Origin of the sequence: Streptomyces sp. NPDC006624 (assembly GCF_040611555.1) — a bacterium.
Lineage (GTDB): Bacteria > Actinomycetota > Actinomycetes > Streptomycetales > Streptomycetaceae > Streptomyces.
Genome location: NZ_JBEXOM010000017.1, coordinates 181,897 through 199,950, shown reverse-complemented (window position 1 = coordinate 199,950; position 18,054 = coordinate 181,897). Strand labels below are relative to the sequence as shown.

Annotated in this window: 10 protein-coding genes; 3 read left to right on the top strand and 7 right to left on the bottom strand. The window is 69.0% G+C overall.

All coding sequences use genetic code 11. From position 1 onward, the window contains the following. Positions 1-477 precede the first annotated feature (477 nt). Positions 478-2,325: a glycoside hydrolase family 15 protein gene (locus ABZY20_RS27930; protein ID WP_356444752.1), complete on the top strand. Its 1,848-nt coding sequence runs from the start codon at positions 478-480 to the stop codon at positions 2,323-2,325. Here the strand turns inward: ABZY20_RS27930 and ABZY20_RS27925 are convergent. From ABZY20_RS27925 to ABZY20_RS27895, 7 genes are all read right to left on the bottom strand, one after another. Beyond that, positions 2,234-3,022, bottom strand: coding sequence for a class I SAM-dependent methyltransferase (locus ABZY20_RS27925; protein WP_356444751.1), 789 nt, complete (start codon positions 3,020-3,022; stop codon positions 2,234-2,236). The two genes, ABZY20_RS27930 and ABZY20_RS27925, sit on opposite strands and share 92 nt — an antisense overlap. A gap of 55 nt (positions 3,023-3,077) precedes the next feature. Beyond that, complete coding sequence (locus ABZY20_RS27920) at positions 3,078-7,556, bottom strand: aminotransferase class I/II-fold pyridoxal phosphate-dependent enzyme (RefSeq protein ID WP_356444772.1); 4,479 nt, start codon at positions 7,554-7,556, stop codon at positions 3,078-3,080. A 295-nt stretch (positions 7,557-7,851) separates the two neighbouring features. After that, the gene (locus ABZY20_RS27915) at positions 7,852-9,549 is read right to left on the bottom strand and encodes a right-handed parallel beta-helix repeat-containing protein (RefSeq protein ID WP_356444749.1); all 1,698 of its coding nucleotides are present in this window, start codon (positions 9,547-9,549) and stop codon (positions 7,852-7,854) included. Positions 9,550-9,554: 5 nt separating this feature from the next. Beyond that, positions 9,555-10,529 carry a UDP-glucuronic acid decarboxylase family protein gene (locus ABZY20_RS27910; protein WP_356444747.1) on the bottom strand — a complete coding sequence of 325 codons (975 nt, stop codon included), beginning with the start codon at positions 10,527-10,529 and terminating at the stop codon, positions 9,555-9,557. A gap of 22 nt (positions 10,530-10,551) precedes the next feature. Then, positions 10,552-11,880, bottom strand: a complete 1,329-nt coding sequence (locus ABZY20_RS27905; RefSeq protein ID WP_356444745.1) for a UDP-glucose/GDP-mannose dehydrogenase family protein — start codon at positions 11,878-11,880, stop codon at positions 10,552-10,554. A gap of 33 nt (positions 11,881-11,913) precedes the next feature. Continuing rightward, positions 11,914-12,924: a UDP-glucose 4-epimerase GalE gene (gene galE / locus ABZY20_RS27900; protein ID WP_356444770.1), complete on the bottom strand. Its 1,011-nt coding sequence runs from the start codon at positions 12,922-12,924 to the stop codon at positions 11,914-11,916. A 68-nt stretch (positions 12,925-12,992) separates the two neighbouring features. Continuing rightward, positions 12,993-14,783 (bottom strand): glycosyltransferase family 2 protein, encoded by a 1,791-nt coding sequence (locus ABZY20_RS27895; protein WP_356444768.1) that lies wholly within the window; start codon positions 14,781-14,783, stop codon positions 12,993-12,995. Between the two features lie 302 nt (positions 14,784-15,085). On the opposite strand from ABZY20_RS27895, the gene ABZY20_RS27890 reads away from it, so the two are divergent. Continuing rightward, the gene (locus ABZY20_RS27890) at positions 15,086-15,904 is read left to right on the top strand and encodes a TetR/AcrR family transcriptional regulator C-terminal domain-containing protein (protein WP_356444743.1); all 819 of its coding nucleotides are present in this window, start codon (positions 15,086-15,088) and stop codon (positions 15,902-15,904) included. Positions 15,905-17,045: 1,141 nt separating this feature from the next. Then, positions 17,046-18,050, top strand: coding sequence for a 4-hydroxythreonine-4-phosphate dehydrogenase PdxA (pdxA, locus tag ABZY20_RS27885; RefSeq protein WP_356444741.1), 1,005 nt, complete (start codon positions 17,046-17,048; stop codon positions 18,048-18,050). Positions 18,051-18,054: the final 4 nt, after the last annotated feature.

Sequence of the window (18,054 nt, the reverse complement as noted above, 5' to 3'; positions counted from 1 at the left end):
GTGGCGACGCCGAAACGGGCGCGCGTGGGGGAGGGATGACGGGAGATCACAACGGTACGACAGCGGCCCCCGCCCCACAGTTGCCCGCCGGGCGACAACGGAACCACAACGCATGCATCAGCGTACGAAGTCGCCCACCGACTGTCAGCCTCGCGGACGCGCGACACCAGCCGCCTGCTCCGGCGTCCAGTGTCCGGGGGCCCACTGTGCCGCACAGCGCCCGGCCCGCCCTCCCCGGCGCGGCCGTTCCGGCCGGCGACGATGACGACTGTGCTCGATCTGGGCGGACGTGGTGCGAGGGCTCACCTCGGTGCTTCCCCCACTTGGGGCCGGGAGCGGGTGTGGGCGCGGCTGCACCGGGGATCCTCGACGGACCCGGCGTTCCGGGCGAGCTGGCCCGCGCCACCGGCTGCGGCGTACCGGCACCGATTCTACAATTGTCTCCGTGACGTCAAGAGGATCCGGCGCTGTCCCCTCATGGCCAGGCTGATCGAGGACTACGCCATCGTCAGCGACCTGGAGACCGCTGCCCTTGTCGGCCGGGACGGGTCGGTGGACTGGTTGTGTCTTCCCCGCTTCGACTCCGCCGCGTGCTTCGCGGCGCTGCTGGGTACCCAGGACAACGGGTACTGGCGTGTCTCGCCCGCACGTGCGAAGGCCTGTAACCGCAGGGCGTACCGGGGGGAGACCCTGGTGCTGGACACCTTCTGGGAAACTGTGTCGGGCTCGGTGAAGGTCACGGACTTCATGCCGCCGCGCGCCGGTTCGCCTTGCCTGGTGCGCCGGATCGAAGGCCTCGCGGGAACGGTCGACATGCGAGGAGAGCTGCGACTGCGTTTCCACCACGGGCGCGTGGTTCCGTGGATGCGTTCCACGGAGACGTACACCATCGCGGTGGCGGGCCCGGACTCCGTGTGGCTGGGCGCCGATCAGCGGGTGCGTGTCCACACGGCCGACGACCGCATGCTCTTCGACTTCCGGGTCTCGGCGGGCGAACACCTCGCCCTGATGCTCATCTGGTCGCCCTCCCATCTGTCCATAGCCGGCTTCAGCAACCCGCATGCCGCGCTTCGCAGCACCATCGACTTCTGGGAGGACTGGGCGGCCAAGTGCCGTTACCGGGGGCCCTGGCGCGAGGCGGTGGTGCGCTCGCTGATCACACTCAAGGCGCTCACCTACGCCCCCACCGGCGGCATCGTCGCGGCGCCGACGACGTCCTTGCCGGAGTGCATCGGAGGGGAACGCAACTGGGACTACCGGTTCTGCTGGCTCCGCGACTCCACCCTCACCCTGTCCTGTCTGCTGCGCAGCGGGTTCCGGGACGAAGCGGAGGCGTGGCTGGAGTGGCTGCTGCGCGCCATCGCGGGTGATCCGGCGGATCTGCAGGCGCTCTACGGCCTGGCAGGAGAGCGACGACTGCAGGAGTCCGTGGCCCATTGGCTGCGCGGATACCAGGGCTCCCAGCCCGTGCGCTTCGGCAACGCGGCAGTGGATCAGCTCCAGTTGGACGTCTACGGTGAAGTGCTGGACACACTCTGTCTCGCGCTGCGCGCGGGCATCCCCATCCAGCACCACATGTGGAGCATGGTGAACCTGCTGATGGGCTACCTCGGTGAGCACTGGCGTGATCCCGACGAGGGACTGTGGGAGGTGCGCGGACCCAGGCGCCAGTTCGTCCATTCCAAGGTGATGAGCTGGGTCGCCGCCGACCGCGCCCTGCGCATGGCGCAGATGCTGGGAGCGAACGGTTCGACGGGGCGCTGGCGGGAGATGCGCCGCGAGGTGCACCAGGAGGTGTGCCGGGAGGGCTGGGACGACCGGCAGGGGGCATTCGTCCAGTCCTACGGCTCCCAGGCGTTGGACGCCTCGGCGCTGCTGATCCCGAGGCTGGGTTTTCTCCCCGCTCATGACGAGCGGGTGCTGAGCACCGTAGAGGCGATCAGGTCGCTGGACGACCACGGGTTCCTCCGCCGTTATGCGCACACCCGCAACGGTGTGCACGGCGTGGACGGCCTGCGCGGACCCGAGGGGGCTTTCGTCGCGTGTTCGCTGTGGTTCGCCGACGCGCTCGCCGTGACCGGTCGTCCGCAAGAGGCCTGCGAGGCCTTCGAAAGGGTTCTGGACATCCGCAACGACGTGGGCCTGCTTTCCGAACAGTGGGATCCGCAGCGGCGCCGACAGCTCGGGAACACTCCTCAGGCGTACAGCCACATCGCGCTGGTCGACACGGCCTTCACCCTGAAGAGGGCGATGGACTCCCCGGGGGGCTCGCCGGTGAAGGCGCGATACCGGACCCCTCAGGAGATGCCGGCTGCCGAGTTCTGACGCCTCTCATCAGCACCATGCCGGTGTCCCCGTAGTCGGGCAGGGTGGCGTCCGCTTCGATGCGGGTGATCGTGAGCCGCTCCGTACAGGATGCGAAAGCTCTGTGTACGGCCGCCCGGTCCACCGGGCACCCCGGCCAGCGGGACGCCCCGCCGATGCGATAGCTCGGCATGTTCTCCATGAACGAGGCGACGAGGTGGCCGCCCGGGCGCACGGACGCGGCGAAGGAGTGGCAGAACTCGGTGAACTCCTCCAGGTCCTCGGTGACGCTCTCCGCCACGAAGTTCATGGAAGCGAGATCGTAGGTGCCGCGTGCGACCGATCGCGCGTCGCCGCGCACGACCTGCACACGGGACAGTGCCTCGGTCAGGGTGGGCGGCAGCGCGGGGTCCAGTCGACGGCACAGCGCGTAGAACGCCTGCCAGCTCTCGTCGGGCCCCTCGTGGAGCTGGCGGGTCAGATAGGCGACGTTGCCGGCGCCGATTTCGACGGCTTCGACACGGCGGCTGGCGGCGGCGGCCAGCATCAGGGGGTACAGGTTCGGACCGGCACCAAATTCGAGTGACCGTTCGATGGATCCGGGTGAGAACTGCCGGTAGAAGCCCGAGTGGTGTCTGATCACCGCGGCGTCGCAGGGATGGAGCACCCGGTAGTTCTCGGCCAGGTAGTCCTGCACCGGCCATTTGTCCCAGTCCACGTCCTGGTTACGGGTCGGTCGGCGATGCCCGGCGGGAGGGCCGCTGATGGGTGCCTCACAGCCTTGGCTGGAACTCGAACCGCTCGGTCATGGCGGTCAGCGTGTCATTGAGCCGGCCGATGTCCTCGTCGGTGTTCAGCGCCGTCACCTGGATACGGACCCCGACGCGGTCACGGGGAACCAGGGGATAGGCCGCCAGTGTGACGTAGATGCCCCTGTCCCAGAGGAACCGCGCCAGTGCGTCCATGTCCGAGGCGTCGGCGAGCGGGAGTTCGATGATGGGCAGCCCCTGGACGTTGGGGGTCCCGATGCCGAGCCGGCGGACATGGTCGAGGACACGGGCCGTCTTGCGATGGAGGTCGGCGCGAATGGCGTCCCCGCGCCGCTCGTTGACGTCCAGGCCGGCCAGCACCGTGGCGAGAGAGGCGATCGGTGACGGCCCGGAGTAGAGGTAGGGTGCCGCGGCGACCTTGAGATGCTCCTTGAGCCAGGTGGGCAGGGCGATGAAGGCGAGGAGCGAGGAGTAGGCCTTGGAGAAGCCCCCTACGAGAATGACATCGTCGTACGTCTCACCGAGATGACGCACGACGCCGTTGCCGCGGGATCCGTAGGGGGATGTCTCATCCGGGCCGCGCTCACCGATGACGCCGAAGCCATGTGCGTCGTCGACGTACAGTGTGGCGCCGAAATCCCGGCACAGCCCGGCGAGCTCGCCCAGGTCGGGCATGTTCCCCGTCATGCTGTTGACGCCGTCCAGGCACACCACCCGGGCGACCCCGGAGGGAACCGCCCGCAGCAGATCACCGAGTTGGTCGGGCTGGTCGGCACGGAACCGCCGCACGATCGCGCCCTGTCCACGGGCGACCATGCAGCCGTCGTACACCGTCCGGTGTGCCTCCGCCTCGACGAAGACATGTCCGCCCTCCCCGGCCAGGGCCGGGATCACCGAAGCGTGGATCAGGGTGATCGTGGGGAGGACCAAGGTGTCCGGGGCGCCGAGGAGTTCCGTGAGCCTCTCCTCGATCTGCGGGTACAGTCGCGGGTTGCCGATCATCCGTGACCAACTGGGATGGGTGCCCCACTTCCGCACCATCGGCTCGATCGACGCCATGATCTCCGGGTCGAAATCGAAGCCGAGGTAATTGCATGACGCGAAGTCGGTCAGCCAGTGGTCTCCGCAGCGGATACGTCGCCCGTCGACCTCGTCAAGAACCGCGTCGCTCATGGGACTGGTCTGGCGGAGGCGCTCAAGGTCTCCCCATCTCGGGTCATGCCGGACGCCTTGTGCTTCGGGGGGCGCCTTGCGCATTGCTTCCTCGTTTCCCGCGGGAGTGGGGAAGGCCTGCGGAGTCATGGGACCGACGGCCCGGGATTCGCGCAGCGGGCTCGGCCGCCGCAGCGCCGCACCACCCGCCTTGTCGATCAGGCTGGCGGTCCGGTTCTGCCGCTCGCCGCGCAGCAGCGTCTCCGCCTGGTCCGCCGTCATCGGACGGGCGAACAGATAGCCCTGCCCGAAACGGCAGCCCAGAGCGGCCAGCAACTCACGTTGCTCCCGCTCCTCGATGCCTTCCGCGATGACCTGGAGGCCAAGCGTGTCGGCGATGCGGATGATTCCGTCGACCAGTGCCACCTGCTGGGCGTCCACGCATATGTCGTCGATGAAGGACTTGTCGACCTTGAGGACATCGATCGGAAATTCCCTGAGATAGCTCAACGACGAAAACCCCGTGCCGAAGTCGTCGATCGCGATACTCACCTGGAGGTCCTTCAGGATCCTCATCACGCCCTGGACCTGTTCGTCACGGCGCATCAGGACGCTTTCGGTCAGCTCCAGCACCAGCGATCCCGGCGCCAGCCCGGTCGACTCCAGTGTGCGGCTCACCTGGTCCAGGAATCCCGGGTCCCGGAACTGGCGTGCGGACACGTTGACGTTCACGTTGAGCGGGACCGGCCCTGGGACCGTCTGCTGCCAGCGTGTGATGTCGGCCGTGGCCCGTTCCAGTACCCAGGAACCGAGCGGCATGATGTGACCGGTCTCCTCTGCGAGCGTGATGAACTCGTCCGGCGGCACCAGGCCCCGCCGCGGATGCGGCCAGCGCACCAGCGCCTCGAAGCCGATGACCCTGCCGCTGCCGAGTGCGACGATGGGCTGGTAACGGAGCGCGAAGCCCTCCTGCGCCACCGCGCTGTCCAGGCCGGCCTGGAGTTCATGGCGTTCCAGCATGTCGGCGTGGAGAGAGGGCTGATATCTGCGCCACTGCCGTTTCCCCGCAGCCTTGGCCGCGTAGAGGGCGAGGTCGGCGTGGCCGAGCAGTTCCTCCGCGTCCGCACTGTCGAGTGCGGTGGCTATGCCCACGCTGGCCGACACACTGACGATGCCGTCGGAGAGCCGGAACGACTGGTTGACGGTCTTGATGACCTGGCTGGCCAGTATCTCCGCGTCGAGCGGTACCTTCGCCCCTTCCATCAGCACCGCGAACTCGTCACCGCCCAGCCGTGCTGCCGTGTCGCTGCGCCGCAGCGTCGACAAGAGCCGTGCCGCCACAGCGGCCAGGAGTTCGTCCCCCACCGTGTGGCCCATGGTGTCGTTGACGACCTTGAAGTCGTCCAGGTCGATGAAGAGCACGCAGGCGATGGTCGAGTCCCGGCGACCACGCGCCAGTGCCCGCTCGATGCGTTCGAGGAGAAGCATGCGATTGGCCAGGCCGGTCAGTGAGTCGTGGAAGGCATGGCGCGTGAGCTCCCGCTCCAGCTGCCGCTGCTCGGTCACGTCCCGCAGGGTCAGGACGAGCCCGCGGACCGTCTGGTCGTCGCGCAGATTGCTGCAGCGGGCCTCGACGTCGGTGCGCCGGCCGTCGGGACTCAGCATCCGCCAGTCCTCGTGCATGTCGTGGTCGCCCGTGACCCGCATTGCCGCCAGTGCCCGGCATGCCCGCTCCCGGTCCAGCGGATCGACCAGCGCCGTGAACACCATGCCGACGAGACCGCCGGCGCCGAACATGCCGTCGGCCGACGGGCTCGCGTACCGCACGGTGTTGTCGTCGTCCAGGATGAGGATGACGTCCGAGGCGTTGTGCACCAGCGTACGGAAGTACGCCTCGCTGTTGCGGCGGTTGACCTCCTGGCTGAGTCCGACCCGCTCCATCGCCAGCGCTGCCTGGGAGGCCAGGATCTCGAGCGAACCCCACAGCTCCATCAGGTTGTGCACGGGCCCTGCCACGAACAGGGCACCGACGAGAGGTTCCCCGGCCGGCCGGTCCGGGAGGGCCAGGGGACACAGGAGCGCGCGTTGCGTATGGTCCAGACCTTCGACCACGTGTCGGTCCAGCTCCTCGAGTGGGACCAGCCGGGCCTCATGACTGCTCAGGACGGAGACCAGGTTAGGCCCCGGGCCGTCGGTTCTGCTGACCCTCCAGCTCCATGCGTGAGCATCGGTGCGCACGGCGTACAGACCCGTGTCCCCCTCAACGGCCAGCAGGATGGTCCTGTGCGGTACGCCCGGCCCGAACAGGGCGCTCACCGCCTTCTCCACGGAGTTGGCGACATCCCGGGGCCTGATGGCGGTGAGCAGCGAGGCGGCCGCCATGCGCAGGCTGCGTTCCCTGGCCATGGCCTGTCGATGGACTCCCACCGCGCCCGCGAGCCGCAGGATGACGAGGAGGAGCAGCGCCGTGGAGAACACGGCGATGACGCCGGCGTCGATGACCCTGCCTCGCTGGGCCTGGTAGAGCAGAATTCCGGGCGCAATGAGCGAGGCGGCCGCGAGCAGGGCGAGCCTATGCTTGGGCGGGAGCGCGGGCGAAGCACGCTGGGGCATCCGTTCGGTCAGTTCCCGCATCGTCGGATGGAGCGCGGCCAGACCCCATGCCGTGAAGAACACCACCCAGCCCAGGTCCATGGGGGTACCGACCTGCCAGGTGCCCTTCAACTGCAGCAGTCCGTACAGTACGTCCGACGTGAGGATGCCCAGGGTACCGAGGGTGAGCAACTGCATGCTGCGCGTGAGCGCGACGCCCGAGGCGAGCAGGCGGGTGAGCATCGTCAGCATCAGTACGTCGCCGAGCGGGTAGGCGATCGAGATCGCGCGCTGTATCCAGGTCATTCCCGCCGCCTGACTCAGCGGACCGATCAGGTAGACCCAGAGGAGAACGGCCAGACCGGCCGTGAGGATCAGCGCGTCGAGCAGGCTCGGCAGGTCCCTTCCCGGCCGGCGGTAGTGGATGAAACCGATCAGCCCCGCCGCGAACAGAGGGTAGGTGGACAGGTAGAAGCCGTCCGCCACCGAGGGGAACGGGTTGCTCTGATCGAAAAAGCTGTTGAGAACGTTGTACGCCGTGTCACCGGCGGTGAACGCGAGGTTCGCGGCGGCGAGTGCCAGCCAGGGCCAGCGACGGGCCGGCCTGTTGATGCGGATTCCCACCAGGATGGCGGCGACGCCGGCGAGTCCGATGGCGGCCCACATGGTCGTGCGCCGGTCCGGATAGATCAGGTACAGAACTGTGCAGGGGACCACGAAGACGAGGTAGCAAGCCATCAACCGGTGGATCCGCGTCAAGGACACCGCCTCCTCGCGCGGGAGGGGAACGCGAAAGGAACCCGCAGGTGAGCATCCCTGCGCGGGCCGGCCTGACCGCCAGGGCAGACGAGGACCGCTCGGCGGGAACTATCCGGCTCGCCCTGGCAGTTGCAGGGCGGTCTCCGTTCCGAGACTAGGCGTGGACGGTCGCCGGTGCATCTCGGGGACTTCACGTCCTCGGTGGTCGTGCTCGCCGGTCACCGCACCACCCCGGAGGGCGGTCATGGGCACCGCACCACCGGGTGGGACGGTGTCATGGGGACCGCCGCTCGGAGCGGCTCGCTTCGTCCGTCCGGCTCAGGGCGGCCCCGACCGGCATCGTCCGCCCGAGCGGCTCGCCGAAGTAGTCCTGCCCGCCCGCGTCGATCTCGAACAGGGAGCGCAGATCGAGGCCCTTGTCGGCCAGGGTGTCGCACACGGGTACCAGCAGGGCGGCGTCGCTCGCCTTCTTGACGACCGGCGTCCTGCCTCCCCTGAAGCAGGGGTCGGCCTCGAAGCCCGTCCGCCGGCCGTCCGTCGTCTCCTGGCCGGTGGCGGACCGCCACTCCGCGAGACCGTTGTAGGTCCTGCCGTCCCACCGCACGGTCCCGCGGCCGGCGCTGTCGTAGTAGTCGTTCCCCTGCCACACGACCCGTGCGGCCGGGTACGCCTTGTCCGCCACGACAAGCGGTGGGCCGTCGGTGACCAGGATGTTGTTACGGAAAGCCATGCTGCCGCGCTCTGCGTTCAGCCGTATCGCGGGGCCGGGCCGCATGGTGTCCGTCATCACCACGGTGTTGTTGTACACCTGAAGCCCGTGCATCACGTTTCCGTGAACGTGCAGTCCTCCTCTGTCCGGCCATTTGCGTCCGTCATTGCTGCTGATGTTGAAACGGAACACGTTGCTGTGGTGGGCGTCGTTCTCCTTGCTGGTGTACGCATGGAATCCCGGACCGTCGTTGCCGTAGGACAGGTTGTACTGAACGGTCGAACGCGAGACGTTCGAGTCGAGCCCGAAGCCCGCTCCGTCGACCCGTGAGCCGGTGTGATTGCGGTAACTGCGGTTGCGTTCCAGGAGGAGGCCGGTGGAGTCGTAGCCCCAGAGGCCGATCGGGCCCTCCCGGGCTTCGGCCGAGGCGAGGGCCCCGTTGTCATGAGTACTGGAGTCCTGGATCCGGCCGCCCCGGACGCTCCCGAGGACGATGCCGTTGCCGGTGTGCCGATCGTGGGCGCTCGGGTCACCCGTATTGTGGTGCGCCTCGACTCCTGAAATCGCCACATCCTCGTGGGCGTATCCGGCGGGACTCTCTGCGTAAGTCGCCGGACCGTAGGTCAGGAGCCCGATGTCCTTGTTGTTCCGCACGACGGAGTCCTTGATCCGCACCTCACGGAAACCGGTCGACAAACCGGCACTGCCGATCTGAATGCCGATGCGGAATCCGGAGACGTCCACGCCGGCAACCGATATGTGCCGCAGCTTCTTCTCGTCGGTCCTGTCGCTGTAGACATGGATGCCGCCCTGGCCGGTATAGGTAGCCTTCCCGCCGACGATCTCCAGGTCCCGGATTTCCACCCCCGCGGTGTTGTGGACGCTGATGCCCGGGGCGGTGTCCGCGACGATCGTGGCCCTCCCACCGCCGTAGCTGCCCACGACCACGGGCTCGTCAGCCCGGCCGGCCTCGCCCTCACCCAGCTGCAGGGCGCCCGGGAAACGGCCATCTCCCCGAAGCAGCAGCCGGTCACCGGGCTCGAAGGCCCTTTCGTCGGCGCGCTCGAGCGTCCGCCACGCCCGTTCCGGGGACCGGCCGTCATGGTCGTCGTCGCCTTGGGGACTCACGTAGTAGCTCCGGGCCGGGCTGTAATGCGGAGTCGCGTCACAGCCCGCGACGAGAACGCCCGCGACCGCGACCGCCGCGGCGGTGATGACGCACACGCCGCTGTGCATCAGGCGGCGTCCGGCGTGGCCTGGCATCCCGATCAGATCCTCACGGGCTCCTGGGCGATCCGCCCCGCCGATGAAGGGCTACGCCTTGACATGAACCAGCCCACGGTCTGCCTCAGCCCCTCCTCGATCGACACCTGAGGGAACCAGCCGAGCTCATGCTGCGCACGCGTGATCACGGGACACCGCCGGGCAGGGTCGTCCACGGGCAGCGGAAGGAACTCCACCCCCGACGTCGACCTGGTGGTCTCCCGCACCAGTTCCGCGAGCTCTCGCACCGTCCGCTCGCTGGGATTGCCGAGGTTGACGGGCCCCGGGAGATCCGAGTCGATCATGGTGACGATGCCCCGGACCAGGTCGTCCACGTAGCAGAAACTGCGTGTCTGGCTCCCGTCCCCGTAGATGGTGAGCGGTTCCCCGCTGAGAGCCTGCCGGATGAAGGTGGAGACCACGCGGCCGTCATGGGGGCGCATCCTCGGTCCGTACGTGTTGAAGATCCGAAGTATGCCGACGTTCGCGCCCATGCTGCGCCGGTACGCCGTGGACAGCGCTTCGGCGAATCGTTTCGCCTCGTCGTACACACTGCGCGGTCCCACCGGGTTGACGTTCCCCCAGTAGTCCTCCCGCTGGGGATGGACCACCGGGTCGCCGTACACCTCACTGGTCGAGGCGAGGACGAAACGTGCCCGGTGGCTGACCGCCAGCCCCAGTGCGTTCTCCGTCCCCCTGCTGCCCACGGCCAGTGTTTCCAGGGGACGGCGGTGGTAGTCGGGGGGCGAGGCGGGGCTGGCGAGGTGGGCCACGGCGTCCACCGGCCCCGGTACGTCGAACGCGGCGCAGACGTCGGCGCGCAGGAGCGTGAAACCAGGGTGTCCGCGCAGATGCTCCGTGTTCTCCGGTTCACCGGTCGAGAAGTCGTCCACGCACAGGACGCGGTCTCCTCTGGCCAGCAGGGCGTCGCACAGGTGCGACCCGAGAAAGCCGCCCCCGCCAGTGACCAGTACGTGCATGATTCCTCCCAGATTCGCGTGATCAGTCGGTGTACATGCCGGTGATCTTGGGGCGGCCGAGTGCGCTCAGCGTCCAGCCCGCCGACCGCCAGGAGGCGGCGTCCAGGGTGGCACGCGCATCAAGGATCTGCCGGTTGCGCACCACGGAACCGAGATCGGCGGGCGAGATCTCCCGGTACTCGGGCCATGCCGTCAGATGCAGGACGAGATCCGCGCCCTCACATGCCTTCGGCACGTCGAGGGCGTACTGCAGCCCTGGGAACCTGTGCCTGGCGTTGTCGACGGCTTCCGGATCGTGCACCCGGACCTCGGCTCCCTCGCGCCGGATGGCGGAAGCGACGTCCAGGGCGGGAGAGTCCCGCACGTCGTCGCTTTCGGGTTTGAAGGCCGCTCCCAGGCCCGCGATGCGCAGACCGGCGAAGGAGCCGCCCACCAGGTGACGTGCCAGGTCGACCGTGCGTCGCCGCTGCCGGGTGTTGATCTCGTCGACCTGATGGAGGAAGGAGATCGCCTCGCCGGCCCCCAGTTCCTCGGCACGGGCTGCGAAGGCCCGGATGTCCTTGGGGAAGCAACTGCCGCCGAAGCCCAGGCCAGGCTGCAGGAACCGGTGTCCGATGCGCGGGTCCGCGCCGACGGCCTCCGCCAGCGTCACTACGTCGGCGCCTGCGGCGTCGCACACCTCGGCCATCGCGTTGATGAAAGAGATCTTGGTGGCGAGGAAGGCGTTCGACGCCACCTTGACGAGTTCGGCGGTGGCGGGGTCGGTGCTGAAGAAGGGGACGCCGCTGATCAGCATGGGCTGGTAGATCTCCCGAAGGACCGCCTCGGCGCGCCGTGACTCGACGCCCACGACGATCCGTTCCGGACGCCTGGTGTCGGCGACGGCGAAACCCTCCCGCAGGAACTCGGGGTTCCAGGCGATCTCGCTGTGCGGTGCGACGGCCCGCAGGCGTGCGCCGAGGCGGGCCGTCGTGCCCACGGGCACCGTGGACTTGCCGACGATCAGGCTGCCGGGCTGCACATGCGGTGCCATGCTGTCGACGACGGCGTCGACATGACTGACGTCGGCCGCTTCACCGCCGCGTACCTGCGGGGTTCCCACGCACACGAAGTGCAGGCGAGCGAAACGGGCAGCGTCGGTCGTGGAGGTGGAGAAGCGCAGCCGTCCCGACCTGACCGTACGGGCGAGGAGTTCGTTCAGGCCGGGCTCGTAGATCGGGGCTTTCCCCTCACTCAGGGCCGCGACCCGTCCTTCGTCGATGTCCACGCCGAGGACGTCGTGGCCGATGTCCGCCATACACGCGGCATGGACCACCCCGACGTATCCGGTGCCGATGACTGTCATCCGCATGGTCGTACTCCTTAGCTGAGGGGGCGCGGAGGGTCAATCCGCGTAGCCGAGGGGGTTGAGTTGCCGGAAACGCCACGCGTCCCGGCACATCGCGGCGAGATCGCGGGTGGGGCTCCAGCCCCATTCGCGTGCGATCACGCGGGGATCGGCGACGAGTTCGCCCACGTCGCCCGGGCGGCGGTCCTCGACGGTGTACGGCATCTCCCTGCCGCTGGCCTCGCCGAAGGCGGCCAGCAGTTCCAGGACGGAAGTGCCCGATCCGACGCCAAGGTTGAACACCCGCATCCCGGGCGCGTCGTCGAGGTGCTCCAACGCCACCCGGTGCGCCTCGGCGACATCCATGACATGGATGTAGTCACGGACTCCGGTGCCGTCCCGGGTGGGGTAGTCGCCGCCGTACACCGCGACGCTCGTGCGCTCGCCGTCGGCGACCTGGGCCAGGCGAGGCATCAGATTGACGTCGCCGCCACGAGGGGACTCGCCGAGCAGGCCGCTGGGATGTGCGCCCACGGGGTTGAAATAGCGCAGGGACAGCACGCTGAACTCCGGGCGGAGCCGGCATACGTCGGCGAGTATCTGCTCACACGCCCACTTCGACGCGGCGTAGGGGTTCGTGGGCCGGGCCGGGTCCTGCTCGCTGAGCGGCACCTTGTCGCTCTCGCCGTAGATGGAGCAGGACGAGGAGAACACCAGTTGGTGGATGCCGTGTTCGTCCATCGCTCCCAGCAGGGCGGTCGTACCGCCGATGTTGGTGTCGTAGTACTCGATCGGCTTTCGCATGGACTCACCGACGGCCTTCTTCCCGGCGAAGTGCACCACCGCGTCCACGGAGTGGTGGTCCAGCACGTCCGAGAGTGCGCGCCTGTTGCGCAGATCCAGCCGGTAGACCGCGGTCAGGCAGCGGTCGGCGACCTTCTGCACGCGGGAGAAGACCTGGGGCGAGCTGTTGGAGTAGTCGTCGACGACCACCAGCGCGTAGCCGTAGTCGAGCAGTTCGACGCAGGTGTGACTGCCGATGAAGCCCGCTCCACCGGTGATCAGGATGGTTGACGGTGTTGGCACGGGCTTCTCCTTCGCGAGCTCGTGGGGATCGTCGACCGCGGACGCCGGGCTCATGGGGCGAGAACGGCGGTTGCGTAGGCCGGGAAGAACGTGACGGCCAGGATGGGGGGGATGGTGGAGACGACACCGACGAGCAGCGGTGTTCTCGCTGTGGCGAGGGCTCCGCGGAAGCTGGTGCCCGCCGCGCGGGAGGTCTCCCTTACGTGCAGCAGGGGAACGGACAGGACGACCGCTCCGTAGGTCACGGCGCCGAGCAGGGTCAGGAAGACGTAGCCCACCGCGGGTCGCGTCAGCTCACCGAACAGGCAGACGCCGCCCAGGGACACCGACAGGGCGGCGAACGGCAGCACCAGACGGGTCAGCAGGGGTTCCAGCCCGCTGCGTTGCTTGGGTGTGACCTTGAACACCACCGGCCGAGGGCGTATCCGCTGGCGCGCAGCTCCCAGGACCCCCCACACGATGAAGGGCCAGCGGGCGAGGGCGAACAGCCAGATCTCCCAGCTGATGACCGGGGCGGAGGGGGGACGCAGCAGCCCCCGCCGTCGCATGAGGAACAGGGTCAGGAGGACCCACAGGGGCATGAACAGGAAGTGGAGCAGGAAATCGAAGTAGTTGACGTTCATCCAGGCAAGCCCGGTGAGCACCGCGATCGGAGGCAGTGACATGCCGGCCAGAACGGTCAGAGCGAGCAGCGGGTAGTAGCCCAGCGCGTAGGCGAAACGCAGACGGTACAGGAAGGGCATACGGTTGATGTGGTGCCAGATGAGGCTGAACAGCATCGTGGTGAGGCTACGTGACCACTGGTACTCCTGGGTCACCATGTCGGCGAAGGTGAGCGGCCCGTCTCCGTGCGCCTCCGCGTCTATCGCGAACGCGCCGTGCCAGCCGGCCGAGTTGAGAAGCATCGTCGTGGAGAAGTCCTCCGCGAGCTCCGGCCCGAGGCCCCCGATGTCGCGCAGCGCGGCGGTGCGCACGGCGTAGTGCGAGCCGATGCACATCGGCGCGAGTCCGTTGCTGTGACCGAGCTGTACGGCCCCGTGCCAGACGGCCTCCCGGTACAGCCGCCCCCGCGCGGACCATGACTGGTCCGCGTTGACGTCACAGACGCTCGGAGCGGCCACGTACCCGATGGCCGGGTCGGCGAACGGCCTCACCATCTCGGCCAGGTAGGTGGGGGCCGGAACATGGTCGCAGTCCAGTTGGGAGACGACGGCGTAGTCGCGATAGCCCCAGTGGTCGTAGAAGTAGGCGAGGTTGCCTTCCTTGCAGCGGGTGCGCCGGGGCCAGGTGCTCCGGTGGTACGACTTGACGCCCCGGCGGCACGACACACGGACTCCGTGGCGACGGCACCACTGAAGGATCTCCTCGGTCGGGTCCTCGTCGCACAGCCAGACGTCGTACGGGTGGGGGAAGACCTGAGCCGTCATGGCTTCGAGCGTCCGGCGGACCGTGCGCCACTGCTCCGAGGGTGCCCGGGTCACCACGAAGGCGACCGGCAGCGCGGGAACCTCCAGTGAGGGGTTCACCCGCTTCAGCCTGCCGACGGTGAACAGGAAGTAGAAGGGGAGTGCCGTCAGGTACAGCAGCAGGACGCTGTTGACGATCAGTCCGGCCCATTCGACCCGGTGCTCCGGCCTCAGCCACCACGTCCAGAACCAGACAAAGGCCAGTGTCCAGCTGACGGCGAGACCAATGACGACGGCCTGGTCCCCCCCGGACAGCACGCGCACGAAGGTGTCGGAGCGCGGTGACCGGGCGGGCGGGCGCCACCCGAAGACGGGTCCTTCCGTCGTGATCCGTTCGACACGGCCGCCGGACAGCGCCCGGATCTGCTTCTCCATCCCCGGGTCCGCGGCGGCCACGACGTGGCCGTCACTGGTATCGCTGGGGACGGTGAGACGCCTGGGGGCCATGAATGACGCTCCGTGGCCAATCGTGTACGGGGTGGGCCGGCTCGGGACCGTGCCGGGCCTGCACTTGGTCTGCGGCCGTGGCTTCTGCCGCGGCGACCGGATGGATGCCAGGAATGTTCACTGTATCCGTATTTCGTAAATTTACGGCGTATACATACACTTTCTACCGGTGGCGACCTATAGTCAAGGCGTTCAGGCCGGAGAGCTCATCCCGCTGCTGGAGGCGACGCATGGCCAGGGAGACCAGGCAGGGCGCGGGCCGTCGTGCCGGCGACCGGGGCCGCTACGGGCGGCTGAGCCGGGAGAAGGTCCTGGCCACTGCTTTGCAGGTGGTCGATCGCGAGGGGCTCGGGGCGCTGAGCATGCGGCGACTGGGCGCCGAGCTGGGTGTCGAAGCCATGGCCCTGTACCGGTACGCGGACAGCAAGGAAGCTCTGCTGGACGGCTTGGTCGAGGCTCTGTACCTCGAACTGGAGGACACGCTGGCCGCTGAGCCCCGTCAGGAGGGAGCACCGACCGCGAACGCCTCGCGACCGTCTCCCGCGTGGCACGCGGAACTTCACCACATCGCACAGGAGACCTACCGGGTGGCCCTGCGTCACCCGCACGCCGTGCCGCTGCTCGCGACCCGGATGCTGGCCGTCCCCCTCGCACGCCGTCCTCCGGCCGTACTCAGGGACCATGAGCGGGTTCTGACGCTGCTGCACCAGGCGGGCTTGGATGACGCCGCCGCGGCGAAGGTCCACCGGGCGTACACGGCGTGGCTGCTCGGCTATGTCTTCGTAGAGCTACGGGCCATGGTGGACGCTCCCGACGAGTCCGATCCGGCGTTCCGGCTCGGCCTTCACCGGATGCCGGCGCAGGAGTTCTCCCGGCTCCGGGCGGCCACCGCCGACCTCGCCGCGCGTGAGGGGCCGGAGGGTCTCGCCGCGGGACTTGACGCTCTGCTCGACGGCCGTGTTCCGACCGGCCGCGACTCGCCTGCCGCGGAGGGGGCCGGGCCCGGGCCCCGCGGTGATCACGACGGACGGGGTGACGAGGACTCGTGAACCACGACGGTCACTGGACATCAGCCGGGGCTGAAGTGGGCCGACATACCGCCGCGCACTGCCCGGCCGGCTTGGTCACCACCGCCGTCACGGTGGCCCTCGCCCACGAGCAGAACGGTGCGTCCCGTACGCCGGCTCCCCGGCAGTCCTCCCGCAGAAGCGCCGCCTCACTGACGCTCTTGTGCTGATCAGCTGCGGGATCGAGGCGCGAATCCGGCAGGCCCCGCCCTGGAAGGCCCTGTGGCCGCGGCCCCGCGATGATCACCGGCAGCCCGCCTGAGGGCTCGGTGCGGGCGGACGGCGCCCGCTGACTGTACTGATCACGTCGGGGCGGCGGGGCGACGTCCCGCCGCCGACACCAGCACTCGGGCACCCTCGACGACTACGTCTACCTGGAGCACGGCGCGCATTGCGCCATCGGCCCCCTGGCGTCGGCCGGGGAGAGCGCGCAGGGCGAGCCCACCCTCGAAAGCGGGCTCCGCCCTTCCTGATCCGCCACGACGTCTCAGCCCAAGGGGGCGGAGCGGTCACCGAGCCGCAGGCGCCGCCCGGGGCAAAGTGGCGGTTGTCAGGGCTGCGTCGCGGCGCCGGCTGTGCAGCAGCGCCTGGGCGCCGAGGAAGACCAGGTACGCCGCGCCCGCCCCCCACCGGGGCAGCCGGCGGCCGGCGCGGGAGGGCGGGTCCTTCTGGTGCGGGTGCCGTGCCGCCGCGCCGGGCTTACACATGTGCGCTTTTCGCGCAAACGTCTCGCGCGAGAAGCGCCAGACCGTGTCATCATCGCAGCAGCGCAGGCAGCCTGACCGGCAGGCGCCGAGCCCTCCTGTCCCGGTCATAACTCTTATCTTGGAGAGGGGAGTTCGTGTATGCCGTCGGCACGACACCTCACTGACGAGCAGCGGGAGGCGCGGGCAGCGCACGGCACGGACGGACGGCACGACGACGAGGACTGCGCGTTCCACGCATCACTGATCCACGGGCCGCGCGTCCGGAGGTGCATGTGCCGCTGCCGCTCGGGGAACTGGCCGGCCCGCCCTCGGTCACGCCGGAGCCGCGCGCCGGATCGCGGCCGTACCGGAACGCGGCCGGACGGGCACGGACAGTGCCCGTCCGCCCTGGCACCCTCCCACCAAGGAGTCACGCAGTGAACGCGCAGCAGCCCCTCCCCCTCATCGGCGTCACCATGGGTGACGGTGCCGGGATCGGGCCCGAGGTGATCGTGCCCGCGGTGCTGGACCCGTCCACGCTGAGCCGCTGCCGGCCGGTGGTGATCGGTGACGCGGCGCGGCTGCGGCAGGCGGCCCGGATCCTCGCCGTCGACTGCGAGATCGTGACCGTGCCGACGCCCGCGGAGGCCGCGCCCGCGCCCGGCCGGATCGACGTCGTCGACCTCGGGCTGCTGCCCGCCGACCTGCCCTGGGGCAGGCTTTCGGCCGTGGCCGGCCATGCCGCGTACGAGTACGTGAGGCGCGCCGCCGAGCTGGCCCTCGCGGGCGCGATCGACGCCATCTGCACCGCCCCGCTCAACAAGGAGGCCCTGCGGGCCGCGGGGCACGTGTACCCCGGCCACACCGAACTGCTCGCCCACTTCACCGGGGTCGAGGAGGTGTCGATGATGCTGTCCACCGAGAAGGTGAAGGTCATCCACGTCACCACCCACATGGGTCTCATCGACGCGATCGACCGGATCGAGCCCGGCCTGGTCGAGCGGACCGTCCGCCGCGGCCACGAGGCCCTGGTGCGGGCCGGGGTGGACGAGCCGGTGATCGGCGTCTGCGGGATCAACCCGCACGCGGGCGAGAACGGGCTGTTCGGGTACGGCGAGGAGGAGGAGAAGATCGTCCCAGCCCTGGAGAGGGTGCGCGAGGACGGCATCGACGCGCGCGGTCCGCTCCCCGCCGACACGGCGTTCTTCCTCGCCTCCCGCGGCGACTACGACCTGATCGTGGCGATGTACCACGACCAGGGCCACGGCCCCGTGAAGGTCCTCGGCATCGAGGCCGGGGTCAACCTCACCGTCGGGCTCCCGGTGATCCGCACCTCCGTCGACCACGGCACCGCCTTCGACATCGCCGGTACGGGCAAGGCCGGGGCCGGTAGCATGATCGAGGCGCTGCGGCAGGCCGCCGGGATGTCCACCGCTCGCTGAACCG

Excerpts from the sequence above, each read along its gene's own strand:
- ABZY20_RS27930 (WP_356444752.1), top strand. The coding sequence starts at position 478 with ATGGCCAGGCTGATCGAGGACTACGCCATCGTCAGCGACCTGGAGACC.
- ABZY20_RS27920 (WP_356444772.1), bottom strand. The coding sequence starts at position 7,556 with ATGGCTTGCTACCTCGTCTTCGTGGTCCCCTGCACAGTTCTGTACCTG.
- ABZY20_RS27915 (WP_356444749.1), bottom strand. The coding sequence starts at position 9,549 with ATGCCAGGCCACGCCGGACGCCGCCTGATGCACAGCGGCGTGTGCGTC.
- ABZY20_RS27910 (WP_356444747.1), bottom strand. The coding sequence starts at position 10,529 with ATGCACGTACTGGTCACTGGCGGGGGCGGCTTTCTCGGGTCGCACCTG.
- ABZY20_RS27905 (WP_356444745.1), bottom strand. The coding sequence starts at position 11,880 with ATGCGGATGACAGTCATCGGCACCGGATACGTCGGGGTGGTCCATGCC.
- ABZY20_RS27895 (WP_356444768.1), bottom strand. The coding sequence starts at position 14,783 with ATGGAGAAGCAGATCCGGGCGCTGTCCGGCGGCCGTGTCGAACGGATC.
- ABZY20_RS27890 (WP_356444743.1), top strand. The coding sequence starts at position 15,086 with ATGGCCAGGGAGACCAGGCAGGGCGCGGGCCGTCGTGCCGGCGACCGG.